Origin of the sequence: Mumia sp., assembly GCF_028803055.1 — a bacterium.
Lineage (GTDB): Bacteria > Actinomycetota > Actinomycetes > Propionibacteriales > Nocardioidaceae > Mumia.
On sequence record NZ_JARBCJ010000070.1, the window covers coordinates 1 to 15,268 of the forward strand.

General features: G+C 70.3%; 14 protein-coding genes. 11 read left to right on the top strand and 3 right to left on the bottom strand.

Annotated features, from left to right (window positions below):
• Position 1: 1 nt before the first annotated feature.
• Positions 2 to 490: a type II toxin-antitoxin system PemK/MazF family toxin gene (locus PV363_RS08690; RefSeq protein WP_255559642.1), complete on the bottom strand. Its 489-nt coding sequence runs from the start codon at positions 488 to 490 to the stop codon at positions 2 to 4.
• A gap of 50 nt (positions 491 to 540) precedes the next feature.
• Here PV363_RS08690 and PV363_RS08695 point away from each other — a divergent pair, with 50 nt between their 5' ends.
• From PV363_RS08695 to PV363_RS08720, 6 genes are all read left to right on the top strand, one after another.
• Entirely contained in the window at positions 541 to 2,406 is a 1,866-nt protein-coding gene (locus PV363_RS08695) for a helicase-associated domain-containing protein (RefSeq protein ID WP_220343524.1), read from the top strand.
• Positions 2,403 to 3,251, top strand: a complete 849-nt coding sequence (locus PV363_RS08700) for a thioesterase family protein (protein WP_301022138.1) — start codon at positions 2,403 to 2,405, stop codon at positions 3,249 to 3,251. Before PV363_RS08695 ends, PV363_RS08700 begins: the two co-directional genes overlap by 4 nt.
• A gap of 176 nt (positions 3,252 to 3,427) precedes the next feature.
• Complete coding sequence (locus PV363_RS08705) at positions 3,428 to 4,018, top strand: CGNR zinc finger domain-containing protein (RefSeq protein ID WP_220343522.1); 591 nt, start codon at positions 3,428 to 3,430, stop codon at positions 4,016 to 4,018.
• Positions 4,015 to 5,649 carry a DNA repair helicase XPB gene (locus PV363_RS08710; RefSeq protein WP_220343521.1) on the top strand — a complete coding sequence of 545 codons (1,635 nt, stop codon included), beginning with the start codon at positions 4,015 to 4,017 and terminating at the stop codon, positions 5,647 to 5,649. The genes PV363_RS08705 and PV363_RS08710 overlap by 4 nt, the downstream gene beginning before the upstream one ends.
• A gap of 295 nt (positions 5,650 to 5,944) precedes the next feature.
• Positions 5,945 to 6,532 (top strand): TIGR03086 family metal-binding protein, encoded by a 588-nt coding sequence (locus tag PV363_RS08715; protein ID WP_301022139.1) that lies wholly within the window; start codon positions 5,945 to 5,947, stop codon positions 6,530 to 6,532.
• A 76-nt stretch (positions 6,533 to 6,608) separates the two neighbouring features.
• Complete coding sequence (locus PV363_RS08720; RefSeq protein ID WP_220366202.1) at positions 6,609 to 7,178, top strand: calcium-binding protein; 570 nt, start codon at positions 6,609 to 6,611, stop codon at positions 7,176 to 7,178.
• 3 nt (positions 7,179 to 7,181) lie between these two features.
• On the opposite strand, the gene pflA is transcribed toward PV363_RS08720, so the two are convergent.
• The gene (gene pflA / locus PV363_RS08725; RefSeq protein ID WP_220343519.1) at positions 7,182 to 7,991 is read right to left on the bottom strand and encodes a pyruvate formate-lyase-activating protein; all 810 of its coding nucleotides are present in this window, start codon (positions 7,989 to 7,991) and stop codon (positions 7,182 to 7,184) included.
• The gene (pflB, locus tag PV363_RS08730; protein WP_220343518.1) at positions 7,991 to 10,258 is read right to left on the bottom strand and encodes a formate C-acetyltransferase; all 2,268 of its coding nucleotides are present in this window, start codon (positions 10,256 to 10,258) and stop codon (positions 7,991 to 7,993) included. Before pflB ends, pflA begins: the two co-directional genes overlap by 1 nt.
• A gap of 186 nt (positions 10,259 to 10,444) precedes the next feature.
• Between pflB and PV363_RS08735 the strand changes: the two genes are divergently transcribed.
• The 5 genes from PV363_RS08735 to PV363_RS08755 all read left to right on the top strand — a co-directional run.
• The gene (locus PV363_RS08735; protein WP_220343517.1) at positions 10,445 to 11,134 is read left to right on the top strand and encodes a GntR family transcriptional regulator; all 690 of its coding nucleotides are present in this window, start codon (positions 10,445 to 10,447) and stop codon (positions 11,132 to 11,134) included.
• A gap of 107 nt (positions 11,135 to 11,241) precedes the next feature.
• Positions 11,242 to 12,423, top strand: coding sequence for a branched-chain amino acid ABC transporter substrate-binding protein (locus tag PV363_RS08740; protein WP_220343516.1), 1,182 nt, complete (start codon positions 11,242 to 11,244; stop codon positions 12,421 to 12,423).
• Between the two features lie 67 nt (positions 12,424 to 12,490).
• Positions 12,491 to 13,384 carry a branched-chain amino acid ABC transporter permease gene (locus tag PV363_RS08745; protein ID WP_220343515.1) on the top strand — a complete coding sequence of 298 codons (894 nt, stop codon included), beginning with the start codon at positions 12,491 to 12,493 and terminating at the stop codon, positions 13,382 to 13,384.
• 4 nt (positions 13,385 to 13,388) lie between these two features.
• Positions 13,389 to 14,561 (top strand): branched-chain amino acid ABC transporter permease, encoded by a 1,173-nt coding sequence (locus tag PV363_RS08750; protein ID WP_301022140.1) that lies wholly within the window; start codon positions 13,389 to 13,391, stop codon positions 14,559 to 14,561.
• A partial coding sequence (locus PV363_RS08755) for an ABC transporter ATP-binding protein (RefSeq protein ID WP_301022141.1) occupies positions 14,558 to 15,268 on the top strand: 711 nt, incomplete at its 3' end. The genes PV363_RS08750 and PV363_RS08755, both read left to right, overlap by 4 nt.

The window sequence follows — 15,268 nt, forward strand, 5'->3', positions numbered from 1 at the left end:
GTCAGCCCACGTCGGCGTACTGGCGGACACCCGCGACGACGGCGTCGAAGCGCGGCCGGTCGAGCACCGCACCCTCCCGCCGGACGCGGCTCGGATCGACCGTGATCAGGCGGTCGAGCCGCACCTCGCTGGGACGCCGCCGAGGGTCCCACCCGCCGGCCCCGATGTCGAGCCACTGGCGTCCCCACCGGGCCTCGTCGGCAGCATCCCGGTCGTGGTCCTTGCTGCTCAGCATCACGCCGACCAGCCCGGGTCCGCGCCGGCCGACGACCAGCACGGGGCGGTCCTTGCCCTGACTCGGGTCATCCTCGTACGCGACCCACGTCCAGACGATCTCGCCCGGGTCGGGCCGTCCGTCCGGCGTCGGCCCGTAGGTCATGTCGAGAGCGCCTGACGCTCCTGCCGTGCTCTGCGACGTCCGCGGAGACGACGCGCGACCACGAGTCAGCGTGGAGACGAGACGGGACAGGAGATCGCGCGTACGAGGCATGGGGGAAGCGTAGTGCGGGACGCTCCCGCCCCCGGACTACCGTGGGAGGGATGACGATGTCCGACGCCCCACCGCGCACCCTCGCGGACGACCTCCGGGCCCGTAGCGACGAGGCGCTGGTCGTCCTGCTGCGCGCACGTCCGGACCTTGGGGCGACCCCGCCGGCCGATATCGGACAGCTCGCGTCTCGAGCCGCCTCGCGACCCTCGGTGCTGTGGGCCCTGGACCGGCTCGACACCGCTCACCTCTCGACGCTCGCCGCGATGGCGGCCCTCGAGCCGCCGGTGTCGCTGGACGGACTGCGCCGGCAGGTCGACGCCGACGACGCCCGCATCGCGGCGATGGTGGCCCGTCTGCACGCGAGCGCACTGGTCTGGGGGCGTGACGGCGCGTGGCACGTCGTCCGCGAGGCGCGAGAGGTGCTGCGGACCTACGGGCCACGAGGCCCCTACGACGGGCCGCCGCCGGTGCGCACCCGCGAGGTCGACGACCGCCGTCATCGCAACGCGAGCGCGGGCACGGTGATGGAGGTCCTGCAACGTCTCGAGCACCTGCTCGGGTCGTGGGGCGAGAGTCCTCCACCGGTCCTCCGCTCCGGCGGGCGAGGCGTCCGCGACGTCCGCAACGCCGCCACAGCACTCGGCGTCACGGTCGACCACGTCGAGTTCCTGCTCGACCTCACCGAGTCCGCCGGTCTGCTGGGCCGCGCACCGGATGACGGCGCCGGTGAGGTGTGGGCCCCCACGACACTGTTCGACACGTGGCGCGACAGCCCGCCCGCCGCCCGGTGGGTGGCGGTCGCCACGGCGTGGCTCGCCGGCCCTGGGCGCCGGGTGCGGACACAGGTGCTCCGCGTGCTGTCGTCGCTCGACGGGGCCGCCTACGTCGACGCCGAAGAGGTCGTCGAGGCAGTGGCGTGGGCCGTGCCTCGGGCCGACGCCGATCGCGACGACCTGGTGCGACGAACGCTCGTCGAGGCGACCCGGCTCGGTGTCGTCACCCTGGATGCGCTGAGTCCTGCCGGCGCCGGTCTCGGGCTCCCGGACGCCGCGGCGGTCGTGGAAGGGCTGCTGCCGTCCCGGGTCGACCACGTTCTCGTTCAGGCTGACCTCACCGCGGTCGCCCCTGGCCCGCTCGAGCCCGCCGTCCGTGACCGGCTCGAGGACGTCGCCGACGTCGAGTCGCGCGGCGGTGCGACCGTCTACCGCTTCACGGCCGACTCCGTACGCCGCGCTCTCGACCGCGGTTGGCCGGCCAGCGAGATCCACGCCTTCGTCGAGCAGGTGTCGGTGACGCCGATCCCGCAGCCGCTGACCTACCTCGTCGACGACACCGCACGGCAGCACGGCCGGCTGCGGATCGGCGACGCGTCGGCGTACCTCCGCTCCGACGACCCCGCGGAGCTCGAGGCGCTGCTCGCCGACCCGACCATCGGCCCGATGCTGCACCGGATCGCCCCGACCGTCGCCGTCAGCACGGTCCGGCACGAGGTGCTCGCCGACCGGCTCTCGACCGCAGGGCACCGACCTGTCGGCGAGGAGCCGGGCGGCGTCCTTCGGGTGCGTCGTCGCGACCAGCGCCGCGCCGAGGTGGTCGACGCCGGCGTCCGGAGGATGGGCGACCCGGCCGAGGCCGTACGCGCGATCCGCGCCGGCGAGCGTGCGGCGTCGTTGCGACCGGTCGGCGGCCGCGACGAGCACCAGGGCTCGCTCGCGACCATGGCCCAGCTGCGGGAGGCCGCGGACGCGCAGGAGCCGGTCTGGGTCGCCTACATGGACCAGGCGGGCACCCGGACCGAGCGGGTCGTGGAGCCGCTGCGGGTGGACGCGGGATGGCTCACCGCCTTCGATCACCGTTCCCAGCGTGTGCAGCGCTTCGCGGTCCACCGGATCGTGCAGGTAGCGTCCGCTCCGTGAGCGAACTCTCCACGTCGAGCACCACGGTGCCGCTGCCCGAGCTCCCCGCCGCGAGCTTCTACGAGCGCGAGGACGACCACGCCTTCCGATCGACCGCAGCCACCGAGAGCCCGTGGGATCCCCGTGCGCAGCACGGGGGACCGCCGTCGGCGCTGCTCGCCCGCGCGATCGAGCACGGCGTGGACGACGCGTCGATGGCCGTGGCCAAGATCGACGTCGACTTCCTCGGCCCGATCCCGCAGGGCGTCTGCGAGGTCGCCGTCACGACGCTCCGCCCGGGCCGCCGCGTGCGGCTGGTGGAGGCGACGCTGACGGCGGACAGGCGGGCCGCCGCCAGCGCCCGGGCGTGGCTGGTGTCCCACGAGGACGGGCGCGCCCCCGCCACCGGCGCCACCACCGCCGTGCCCGGACTCCCTGCCCCGCAGCCTCATCCGCCGATGGTCGGGGTGCGGCCGGACTGGGGGTACGGGCGGGCGATCGAGTGGCGGTACGTCGTCGGCGCGCCGGACGGACAGGCGTCGGCCGACGACGGCGCGACCAGCGTCTGGATGCGCGCGCGGGTCCCGCTCGTGGCGGGCGAGGACACCTCGGCCCTCGCGCGGCTGATGGTGGTCGCGGACTCCGCGAACGGTGTGAGCGCGAACCTGGACCTGCGTGACTGGCTCTTCATCCCGCCAGGTCTCGGCGTGACGCTCCAGCGGCCGCCGTCGTCGGAGTGGGTGCACCTCGAGGCGGCCTCGTGGTCGCAGCCGCGCGGCACCGGGGTCGCCCACGCGGTCGCCAGCGACACGGACGGGCTCTGCGGCTTCGTGATGCAGCCGCTCCTGGTCGCGCCACGGCGCTGACGCCCCCGACCCCCGCACACGACATCACCCTCGCCATGTCGGGGGGGTACATCGGCGAGGGTGACGGGTAACAGGCATCTCTGCCGCTACGTCTTACATACTACCGGGCGGTAGGTGAGGTCCAAAGCGGCTTCCAGGCCTTACCGCCGACGGGAGTGCGCCAGTAGGATGGAGGGATGGACTTCGTCGGGTACGCCGAGCGCGCCGCCGAGCTCGTGAACGCCCGCCTGGTCACCGTCGACGACGTCCGCGCCCACCTCCGCGAGCGCCAGTGGCTGGTCCGGCAGGCCACCGAGCGCGACGTCCGCGCGCTCCGACGCTTCCAGCGCCGGCTGCGCACGGTCTTCGAGCAGGGCAGCGCCGGACAGCCCGACGCGGTGGTCTACTCCCTCAACGCACTGCTCGCGTCGCACCGGATCACGCCTCTCATCGTCCCCACCGACGCAACGGCCACCGACACCGCCACCGACACCACGAAGGTCGCCGACGGCGCCGCGAGCGGATGGCGGCTGCACGTCGCCGACCGCGCGGCCTCGGTCGCGGAGCTGCTGGTGGCCGAGTCCCTCATGGGGCTCGCCACGCTCGTCTGCGACCTGACGCCGGCGAGGCTCGGCGTGTGCGCCGCCCATGCGTGCACCAACACCTATGTCGACCTCTCACCCAACCGCTCGCGGCGATTCTGCTCCGAGCGGTGCTCCTCCCGCGCGAACGTCGCGGCCTACCGGGCGCGCCAGAAGTCGCGCCCGATCCCTGGAGGTATCGCATGACCGACGGACCGCTGATCGTGCAGTCCGACAAGACGCTGCTGCTCGAGGTCGACCACGAGCAGGCTGCCGAGTGTCGTCGGGTCATCGCGCCCTTCGCCGAGCTGGAGCGCTCGCCCGAGCACATCCACACCTACCGGATCACCCCGCTCGGACTGTGGAACGCCCGGGCCGCCGGCCACGACGCCGAGCAGGTCGTGGACGCCTTGATGGACTACTCGCGCTATCCCGTCCCGCACGCGCTGCTGGTCGACGTCGCGGAGACCATGTCTCGCTACGGCCGCCTCCGACTCGAGAACCACCCGGTGCACGGCCTCGTTCTCTCCACCACCGACCGGCCCGTGCTCGAGGAGGTCGTCCGTGCCAAGCGCATCCAGGGCATGCTCGGCGACCGCATCGACGACGACACCGTCGTGGTCCACCCCAGCGAGCGCGGGTCCCTCAAGCAGGCGCTGCTCAAGGTGGGCTGGCCCGCGGAGGACCTCGCCGGGTACGTCGACGGCGAGGCTCACGCCATCAGCCTGTCCGACGGCGAGTGGCACCTGCGGCCGTACCAGTCGGAGGCGGTCGAGTCCTTCTGGCACGGCGGGTCCGGCGTCGTCGTGCTGCCGTGCGGTGCGGGCAAGACGATCGTCGGTGCCGCGGCGATGGCCCAGGCCAGCTCGACGACCTTGATCCTCGTGACCAACACGGTCTCGGCGCGGCAGTGGAAGGAGGAGCTGCTCCGCCGTACGACGTTGACCGAGGACGAGATCGGCGAGTACTCCGGCGCCAAGAAGGAGGTCCGCCCGGTCACCATCGCGACCTATCAGGTGATGACCACGCGGCGGAAGGGGGTCTATCCCCACCTCGAGCTGTTCGACGCGCGCGACTGGGGCCTGATCATCTATGACGAGGTCCACCTGCTGCCGGCTCCGATCTTCCGGATGACCGCCGACCTGCAGGCCCGCCGCCGCATCGGCCTCACCGCGACCCTGGTGCGCGAGGACGGTCACGAGGGTGACGTCTTCAGCCTGATCGGCCCGAAGCGGTACGACGCGCCGTGGAAGGACATCGAGGCACAGGGCTACATCGCCCCCGCGGACTGCGTCGAGGTGCGGGTGACCCTGAGCGACTCCGAGCGGATCGTCTACGCCACGGCCGAGGCCGACGTGCGCTACCGGCTCGCGGCCTCGACCGACCGCAAGACCGACGTCGTCGAGCGACTCGTCGAGGAGCACCGTGGCGAGCCGACGCTGGTGATCGGCCAGTACATCGACCAGCTGGACGACCTCGCCGAGCGTCTGGGCGCTCCGCTGATCAAGGGCGAGACGTCGGTCAAGGAGCGCGAGGCGCTGTTCGCAGCCTTCCGTACCGGGGAGATCGGGCTCCTCGTCGTCTCCAAGGTCGCCAACTTCTCCGTCGACCTGCCCGAGGCGTCCGTCGCGATCCAGGTGTCGGGCTCGTTCGGGTCGCGGCAGGAGGAGGCGCAGCGTCTCGGGCGCCTGCTGCGCCCCAAGGGCGACGGCCGTACGGCGCGCTTCTACGCCGTCGTCGCCCGGGACACCGTCGACGCGGAGTTCGCCCAGCACCGGCAGCGGTTCCTCGCCGAGCAGGGCTACGCCTACCGGATCGTCGACGCCGCCGACGTCTGAGCCGGCTCGCGCAGGCGGGGAGACATGGACCGGATCCACCGACCCCGAGGCTGTGGTCTTCGACATGCTGGGCACGCTGGTCGACGAGCCGAGCGGTCGCAGCAGTACATCGCGCAAGGACGCCGTGGGTACGTCAGCACCGAGGTCGTCGACCGCGAGACCGCGCAGCTCGTCGCCGACCTGACGGGCTGAGGGACTGATGGGCTGACGGACTGATGGGTTGGCGTGCCGATGATTTTGGGAGGCTTGCCGAGTCGGGGATGTGACCGGACCCGAAACGACGAGAGGCTCACCCGTGCCTGATCTTCTGGACCTCGGCCCCGCCGCCCGTCGCGTCAGCGCTCTGCTCGAGGGCGTCGACGACGGCGAGCTCGGTCGGCCGACCCCGTGCGAGTACGACGTCGCGACCCTGCTGGACCATCTCGACGGACTTGCCCTCGCCTTCACGCTCGCGGCCCGCAAGTCCGACGACCCGGCGCTCGCCGCCCCACCGCAACCGTCGGACGCAGGTCTCTCCCCGGGGTGGCGAGAGCGGATCCCGCAGCGCCTCGATGCGCTCGCCGAGGCCTGGCGGTCTCCGGAGGCGTGGACAGGTGAGGCGACGGCGGGAGGCGTCACGATGCCTGCGGAGATCGCCGGCGTCGTGGCCCTGGACGAGATCGTGCTGCACGGTTGGGACCTCGCCCGCGCCACCGGCCAGCCGTACGAGGTCGACCCGGAAGCCCTCACCATCGTCCACCGCTTCGTCGAGGAGTCGGCGGCGCCGGAGCAGGCCGAGGCGCGCGAGGGGTTGTTCGGGCCTCCGCTGCCGGTGGCTGCGGACGCTCCCCTGCTCGACCGGGTCGTCGCGCTCGCCGGGCGCTCTCCCTCCTGGCCTGACTGAGCCGTTCGTGCAGAGCGGCCCGATCGGGGGTTGTCTGGAGGGACAGCGACCAGATCCCCTGCCGAAGGAGAGACCCATGACTCGCACCAGCATCCGCCGCCGGAGCGCGGCCCTCGGAGCGGCATCCGTGCTCGGGATCGCCGGCCTTGCCCTCACGGCCGGCTCCGCGGACGCTGCCCAGGCAGCCACCTGCGGTGGTCTCCGGGCCACGATCGTCGGCACCGCCGGCGACGACAACATCCGCGGCACCGGTGGGCGGGACGTGATCGCCGGGCTCGGCGGCGAGGACGACATCCGAGGGCTCGGCGGCAACGACGTCATCTGCGGCGGCGCCGGCGAGGACGACCTCGAGGGCGGCACCGGCAGCGACCGCCTGTACGGCGGGTCCCGAGGCGACGACATCGAGGGCGGCTCCGGCAACGACCGCATCTGGGGCGGCTCCGGCAACGACGACCTGCAGGGCGGCGTGGGCAACGACCGTCTCCGCGGCGGGTCGGGCAACGACGACATCGAGGGCAACCGTGGGCGCGACCGCCTGTGGGGTGGCCCGGGCAACGACACGCTCGAGGGTGGTCCAGGCAGGGACGTCCTGCGGGGCGGCCCGGGACGCGACCGCCTCTACCAGGGCAGCGAGCGCGACGACTGAGGGTCAGCCGACGTACGTCGGCAGACCGTGCGCCTCGAACTGGCGGCGGACCCGCGCGACCAGCTCGGGTGAGGGCGGCGCGACGTCGGCGAGCGCGTACGGGGTGTCGAGCCGCTCCCACTTCCCGCGGCCCAGCTGGTGGAAGGGGAGGATCTCGACGCGGGTGACGTTGGGCCAGCGCTCGACGATCCGCGCCACGTTCTCGACGTTGTCGACAGCGTCGGTCAGCCCGGGAACGAGCACGAACCGCACCCAGACCTCGGTTCCCCGCGCTGCCAGGCGGTCTCCGAAGTCGATCGTCGGTCGGAGGGTGCGGCCGGTCGCACGCCGGTAGGTCTCCTCGTCCCCGGCCTTGACGTCGAGCAGCACCAGGTCGACGTCGTCGAGCATCTCGTCGGTCGCGGCGGCACCGAGGAAGCCCGAGGTGTCGAGCGCCGTACGCACCCCCAGCTGCTTCACCCCGCGCAGGACACGGGCGACGAACCGCGGCTGCATCAACGGCTCACCGCCCGACAGCGTGAGGCCGCCGCCGGTCGCCTCGAACACCGGCCGGTAGCGCGCGACGCGGGCGACCAGGTCGTCGGCGCGCACCTCCGTGCCGTCACGCATCCTCCAGGTGTCGGGGTTCTGGCAGTAGAGGCAGCGCAACGGGCATCCGGTCAGGAACGTCGTCATCCGGGTCCCAGGCCCGTCGACCGCCGTCACGAGCTCCCAGGAGTGGACCGCCCCCACCTCGCCGGAGCGCATCGCCGCCAGCCGCTCCTCGCGGTCGAGCTCGACCGCGGGGAGGTCGGCGAGAACGGTGGCGGTCATCAGGCGACGGCCCCGTGGAACGTGCGCGACAGCACGTCGAGCTGCTGCTCGCGCGTGAGGCGGACGAAGTTCACTGCGTACCCCGACACCCGGACGGTGAGCTGCGGGTACTTCTCCGGGTGCTCCATCGCGTCCTCGAGGGTCTCGCGGTTCAGGACGTTGACGTTCATGTGGTAGCCGTCGGAGCCGGTGTAGGCGTCGAGGAGGCCGACGAGGTTCGTGACCTGCTCCTCCTTCGTGCGACCGAGTCCCGACGGCACCACGGTGTTCGTCAGCGAGATGCCGTCCTGCGCGTCGTCGTAGGCGAGCTTCGCCACCGACAGCGCGCTGGCGAGCATCCCGTGGGTGTCACGCCCGTTCATCGGGTTGGCGCCCGGCGCGAACGGCTCGCCCCGGCGGCGTCCGTCCGGGGTGTTGCCGGTGGCCTTGCCGTAGACGACGTTGGACGTGATGGTGAGGACCGACTGCGTGTGAAGCGCGTCCCGGTAGGTCGGGTAGGCGCGCAGCTTCTCCATGAACCGCTCGACGAGGTCGCGCGCGATGGCGTCGACCCGGTCGTCGTCGTTGCCGAAGGTCGGGAAGTCGCCGGTGGTGTCGAAGTCCACGACGATCCCTCGCTCGTCGAAGACCGGGACCACGCGTGCGTACTTGATCGCCGACAACGAGTCCGCGGCCACCGACAGCCCTGCGATGCCGCACGCCATCGTCCGCAGCACGTCGGTGTCGTGCAGCGCCATCTCGAGCCGCTCGTAGGCGTACTTGTCGTGCATGTAGTGGATGACGTTGAGCGCCTCCACGTACGTCCCGGCGAGCCAGTCCATCTCGGCGTCGAAGCGCTTCATCACGTCGCGGTAGTCCAGCGGTCCCTCGTCGACCGGCGAGGCGGCCGGTCCGACCTGCTTGCCGGTGATCTCGTCGCGGCCGCCGTTGATGGCGTAGAGCAAGGTCTTGGCGAGGTTCACCCGCGCGCCGAAGAACTGCATCTGCTTGCCGACGCGCATCGGGGACACACAGCACGCGATGGCCGCGTCGTCACCCCACCACTCACGGATGTGGTGGTCGGACTCGTACTGGATGGCCGACGTGTCGATCGAGACCTGCGCGGCGAAGCGCTTGAATCCCTCGGGGAGCCGGTCGCTCCACAGCACGGTGAGGTTCGGCTCCGGCGCGGGACCGAGGTTGTAGAGGGTCTGGAGGTAGCGGAACGTCGTCTTGGTGACCAGAGGGCGCCCGTCGTCGCCCATGCCCGCGAGCGACTCCGTCACCCAGGTCGGGTCGCCGCTGAACAGGGCGTCGTACTCGGGCGTCCGAAGGAAGCGGACGATGCGCAGCTTGATGACGAAGTCGTCGATCAGCTCCTGCGCCTGAGACTCGGTCAGGTCGCCACGGGCCAGGTCGCGCTCGAGGTAGATGTCGAGGAAGGTCGCCGTGCGACCGAGCGACATCGCGGCACCGTTCTGCTCCTTCACGGCGCCGAGGTAGGCGAAGTAGGTCCACTGGACGGCCTCACGGGCGTTCGTCGCCGGCTGCGAGATGTCGAACCCGTACGAGGCGGCCATCTGCCCGAGCTCCTGGAGCGCGCGGATCTGCTCGCTGTTCTCCTCGCGGGCGCGGATGATGTCCTCCGACGCAGGCTGACGGTCGAGGAGGGCCCGGTCGTTGCGCTTGTCGGCGATGAGGGCGTCGACCCCGTACAGCGCCACGCGGCGGTAGTCGCCGATGATGCGGCCTCGTCCGTAGGCGTCCGGGAGGCCGGTGATGACGTGCGACGAACGGGCCGCGCGCACCGAGGGCGGGTAGGCGTCGAAGACACCCTGGTTGTGGGTCTTGCGGTACTCGGTGAAGACCTTCTTGAGCATCGGGTCGACCGGGTAGCCGTACGTCTCGAGGGCGTTCTCGACCATGCGCCACCCACCGTTGGGCATCATCGCCCGCTTGAGCGGAGCATCGGTCTGAAGCCCGACGATGAGCTCGTTCGCCCGGTCGATGTAGCCGGGCGCGTGGGCGGTGATGCCGGCCGGAGTGTGCCAGTCGACGTCGTAGACGCCCTTCTCGCGCTCCTCGGGGAAGAGACTGCTGACCCGGCGCCAGAGCGCGCTGGTCCGTTCGGTCGGGCCGGCGAGGAACGTACTGTCGCCGTCGTACGGCGTGTAGTTGCGCTGGATGAAGTCCCGGACGTCGATGCGGGTCTGCCACGGCCCGTCGACGAAGCCCTCCCAGCCGCGGCCACGGCCGGTCTCGGTGCGCAGTTCGGTCGCGATGGTCATGCCCTTTCCCCTCGTCGCTGGTGGGATGCTCTCGCTATGTCCAACGCCGGACGAATTGTTGTTCGAGTCGCCAAACGGTGTGGTGTTCGCCATATCCGGCACCTCTCGTCGAGATACGAGGACCAAGGTGCCCACGGTGCAAGGGTCGGTACTATGTGACGCATCACTGATCGAGGAGTGGGTCCATTGCCGACCTGGACGTCCCGCCGGATCGAGCCCGGTCACAGCCTGCGCGAGCAGATCGAGGAGTCGCTGACCGCGGCGATCGTCACCGGCCTCGTGGAGCCGCACGAGCTGCTCACCGTCCCTGTGCTCGCGTCACAGTACGAGGTGTCGGCCACGCCGGTGCGCGAGGCGATGCTCAACCTCGCTCGTCGCGGTTTCGTCGTCCCCGTGCGCAACAAGGGCTTCCGCGTCCGCGAGGTCGGGCGTGACGAGCTCTCCAACCTCGTACGGACCAGGCGCCTGCTGGAGTGCCCCACGATGCTCGACGTCGCCGAGCGGTTCACCGCGGCGGACCGGCCCGCCTTCGACGCGCTCGTCGTCCGCGTCCGCGACGCGGCCGACGCGCGGGACTTCCCGACCTACGTCCGGGCCGACAAGGAGCTTCACCTCGGTCTCCTCGCGCTCCTGGGCAACCCGATCCTCGTCGAGGTCGTCGGCAACCTGCGCGACCAGACACGCACGGTGGGCATCGCCGCCAAGATCACCCGCGAGCAGCTCCGGGCGTCGATCGACGAGCACGAGGCCCTCCTCGACTTCCTGGAGGCCGGCGACGGGGCGGCGGCGAGCGAGCTGATGTCACGCCACATCGGTCACGTCCTCGGCTGGTGGAGCGGTGTGGCGGAGGACACCACGCCGTCGGCGACGTTGTAACCCAACTGTTTTCCCTATTTACTTCCGCGTAATCCGCGTCACGTGATATGTAATATGTCACATATCAAGGCACGGCGATGACCCGCGCCGACGAGGAAGGAACACGCATGAAGAGCACTCGGTCCGCGTCGGTCTGGCGGCGCGCCCGCTATCTGGCCGCCAGCGTCGCTCTCGCGACTGCCGTCGCAGGTTGCGGCGGTGGCGTCGGTGGAAGCGACGACGAGAAGTCCGGCGACACGATCAAGTTCGGCATGCTCGCCCCCTTCTCCGGTACGGAGAGCGCGTTCGGCGACTACATGAAGAACGGCGCCGCCCTCGCCGTCGAGGAGATCAACGCCGACGGCGGCATCGACGGCAAGGACATCGAGCTCGTGACCCAGGACGACGGGTGCGACGCGACGACCGCCGTCGCGGCCGCCAACAAGCTCGTCTCCCAGGGAGTCGTGGCGTCGGTGGGCGGCTACTGCTCGGGCGCGACGCTCCCGACGCTCCCGATCTTCCTGCAGGCCGAGGTGCCGATGGTCATCCCGGCGGCCAACTCCAACGCGCTCGTCGAGGCCGACCAGGAGAACGTCTTCCTCATCAACGGCACCGGCACCCAGCAGGCCGCCGCCGCCGTCGCGTTCGCGAAGAAGGAGGGTGCCTCCAAGATCGCGGTGATCGACGACTCGACCGACTACTCCGTCGACCTCGCCGACTCGTTCGTCGAGCAGGCCAAGTCCGCCGGTCTCGACGTCGTGCTGGACGCGACCATGACGCCGAAGGAGAAGGACTACTCCGCCGAGGCCAACAAGCTCGTGAAGTCCGGCGCCGACTTCGTCTACTGGACGGGCTACTACCAGGAGGGCGGCCTGCTGAACCGCCAGTCCAAGGACGCCGGCTACAAGGGCACGTTCCTCGCCGGTGACGGCTCGGTCGATGCCAGCTTCGCGGAGATCTCCGGCAAGGACTACACCGACAACGTCTACGCGACCTTCACCCAGACGCCCGACATGCTCGAGGGTGCCGAGGACTGGATCGCCGACTACACGAAGAAGTTCGGCGACGAGCCTGGCCCGTACTCGACGCAGTCCTACGACGCGGTCCGGGTGATGGCCGAGGCGATCAAGAACGCCGACTCCACCGAGATGAAGGACATCGACGCCGCGCTGCGCGACCTCGACGGGTTCCCCGCCTTCTCCGGTCCGATCACCTTCACCGAGGAAGGCACCCTCGCCGAGGGCGGCTTCGCGATCGTGACGATCGGCGACGACGGCTCGTTCGTCCTGCACGACGACCTGCAGGGCTGACGTCTGAGAGGGGTCCCGGCTCCTGTGGGGCCGGGACCCCGTATCGCTGGATCACGATCGGAGCCTCATGTCGCAGATCATCATCAACGGCCTGTTCGTCGGGTCGTTCTACGCCCTCATCGCGCTCGGCTACAGCATGGTGTACGGGATCATCAAGCTGCTCAACTTCGCCCACGGCGACGTCTACATGATCGGCGCCTTCGTCGGCTTCGTCCTGCTGACGTCCTTCGGTGGCCTCGCCGCAGCGGCCACCATCCCGACACTCGTCCTGCTCGTGCTGGTCGCGATGATCTTCACCGGACTGCTCGGGGTGACGGTCGAGCGCGTGGCGTACAGACCGTTGAGATCGTCACCACGGTTGGCGGTCCTCATCACCGCGGTGGGCATGTCCTTCACCCTCGAGTACGCGGTCCGCCAGATCTTCGGCCCGTCCCCCAAGGCGTACCCCGTGCGGGTCAGCGGAGGCAGCGTCGAGTTCATCGGCGCTCGCATCTCCACCGCACAGCTGGTGCTGATGGCCCTCGCCGCACTCCTGATGGTCGTGCTCGCGTTCTACGTGAACCGCACGCGGGAGGGCCGCGCGATGCGCGCCATCGCCCTGGACCCCGCGGCCTCGACCCTGATGGGCATCAACGTCAACCGCGTCATCTCGCGGGTCTTCTTCATCGGCTCGGCACTGGCCGGCGCCGCAGGCGTCATGGCCGGCGCCTACTACGGCTCGATCGACTTCCTCATGGGGTTCGTGATCGGCATCAAGGCATTCACGGCCGCGGTGATCGGCGGCATCGGGAACCTGTACGGCGCGATGCTCGGCGGACTGACGCTCGGTCTGCTCGAGTCCTTCGGGACCGCCTGGCTCGGAGGGGAGTGGCGCGACGTGTTCTCGTTCGCCTGTCTGATCATCTTCTTGTCGTTCAAGCCGACCGGCATCCTCGGTGCCCGCGTCGTCGAGCGGATGTGACCCGATGAAGACTCAGGCCTCCATCACCGCGCCCGCCCCGACCCGCGCCCGTCCCGAGCGTTCCCGTGGTTGGCGCAGCGACGACAGCGTGCTGCGGCTGCTCGGCATCGCCGCATTCGCCTTCGTGCTGCTCCTGCCGTTCATCAACGCGTCGCCGTACACGATCTCGATCATGACCACGGCACTCATCTACGTGATGCTCGCGCTCGGTCTCAACGTCGTGGTCGGCTATGCGGGCCTCCTCGACCTCGGTTACATCGCGTTCTTCGCGGTCGGCGCCTACACGTCGGGCATCCTGACCACCCACTTCGGCTGGTCGATGGTCTTCGCCGTGCCCGGCGTCATCGTCGCCTGCATCATCGCCGGCATCGTCATCGGCGGTCCGACGCTGCGGCTGCGCAGCGACTACCTCGCGATCGTCACGCTCGGGTTCGGCGAGATCATCCGCCTCACGGCCAACAACCTGGAGATCACCGGGGGCCCGTCCGGCATCCACGGGATCCCCTCGTGGCAGCTCTTCGGCTGGGACCTCGCCGACGGCGTCACCATCGCGGGCATCTTCTTCAACGGCAAGGTCGTCTTCTACTACTTCGTCGCCGTGATCGTCGGCCTCGTCGGAGTGGTAGCACTCGGGCGACTCGCCCGCGGCAAGATGGGCCGCGCGTGGAAGGCGGTCCGCGACGACGAGGACGCCGCCGAGGCGATGGGCATCAACACCTACGTCACCAAGATCACCGCCTACATCATCGGTGCGGTCTGGGCGGGACTCGCCGGGCAGCTGATGGGGACGCACCTCACCGCGATCTCCCCCAACAGCTTCTTGTTCCTCTACTCGGCGTTGATCCTCATGGCCGTCGTGCTCGGCGGGATGGGCTCGGTGCCCGGCGTCATCATCGGCGCGCTGTTCGTCTCGCTGGCGCCTGAGTTCCTGCGGGAGTTCGCGGAGTGGCGGTTCCTGCTCTTCGGTGTGCTGCTGGTCGTGACCATGATCTTCCGTCCGACGGGCATCTGGCCCGCGACGGCCGTCCTCCCGTGGTCCAAGGACAAGCACGTCGACGAGGACGTCGACGAGGTGGAGCAGGACTCGGCCCCTGAGTCGCGCGACGAGGCTGAGCTGAACGAGGGCGAGGACACCGGCGGCGACCTGCTCGCGCGCCGGGAAGGAGAGAACCGATGACCGCGACCACCACGGAGACCGGAGAGGTCCTGCTCGAGGTCACCGACCTGCACCTGGCCTTCGGCGGCGTGAAGGCCGTGGACGGACTGTCGATGTCGGTGCGCTCGGGCGAGATCCTCTCGGTCATCGGTCCGAACGGGGCGGGCAAGACGTCCGCCTTCAACTGCATCTCCGGGTTCTACCGTCCCACCAGCGGATCGATCACGTTCAAGGGCCGCTCGATCGTACGGTCGCTGCCGTCGACGATCACGAAGGCGGGGATGGCCCGTACCTTCCAGAACCTGCGGCTGTTCCGGGAGCTGTCGGTCCTCGACAACGTCAAGACCGCGATGCACGCTGCCCTGCGTCAGCGCTGGTACGACGCCATGCTGCACACCCCGCGCTACAAGCGCAGCGAGCGGCAGTGCCTCGAGGAGGCGCGTGGGTGGCTCGACTTCGTCGGCTTCACCGGCGACGAGGACCTCTACGTGACCCAGCTCCCGTACGGCGAGCAGCGTCGGGTGGAGATCGCTCGTGCCCTCGCCACGAAGCCCCGCCTGCTGCTGCTCGACGAGCCGGCCGCCGGCCTGAACCACAACGAGAAGCAGCAGCTGGTCGCCCTCATCCGGCGGATCCGCGACCTGGGGATCGGCATCGTCCTCATCGAGCACGACATGGGGCTGGTGATGGACATCTCCGAGCGCATCATCGTGCTCAACCACGGCAAG

Excerpts from the sequence above, each read along its gene's own strand:
- PV363_RS08690 (WP_255559642.1), bottom strand. The coding sequence starts at position 490 with ATGCCTCGTACGCGCGATCTCCTGTCCCGTCTCGTCTCCACGCTGACT.
- PV363_RS08695 (WP_220343524.1), top strand. The coding sequence starts at position 541 with ATGACGATGTCCGACGCCCCACCGCGCACCCTCGCGGACGACCTCCGG.
- PV363_RS08705 (WP_220343522.1), top strand. The coding sequence starts at position 3,428 with ATGGACTTCGTCGGGTACGCCGAGCGCGCCGCCGAGCTCGTGAACGCC.
- PV363_RS08710 (WP_220343521.1), top strand. The coding sequence starts at position 4,015 with ATGACCGACGGACCGCTGATCGTGCAGTCCGACAAGACGCTGCTGCTC.
- PV363_RS08720 (WP_220366202.1), top strand. The coding sequence starts at position 6,609 with ATGACTCGCACCAGCATCCGCCGCCGGAGCGCGGCCCTCGGAGCGGCA.
- pflA (WP_220343519.1), bottom strand. The coding sequence starts at position 7,991 with ATGACCGCCACCGTTCTCGCCGACCTCCCCGCGGTCGAGCTCGACCGC.
- pflB (WP_220343518.1), bottom strand. The coding sequence starts at position 10,258 with ATGACCATCGCGACCGAACTGCGCACCGAGACCGGCCGTGGCCGCGGC.
- PV363_RS08740 (WP_220343516.1), top strand. The coding sequence starts at position 11,242 with ATGAAGAGCACTCGGTCCGCGTCGGTCTGGCGGCGCGCCCGCTATCTG.
- PV363_RS08745 (WP_220343515.1), top strand. The coding sequence starts at position 12,491 with ATGTCGCAGATCATCATCAACGGCCTGTTCGTCGGGTCGTTCTACGCC.
- PV363_RS08750 (WP_301022140.1), top strand. The coding sequence starts at position 13,389 with ATGAAGACTCAGGCCTCCATCACCGCGCCCGCCCCGACCCGCGCCCGT.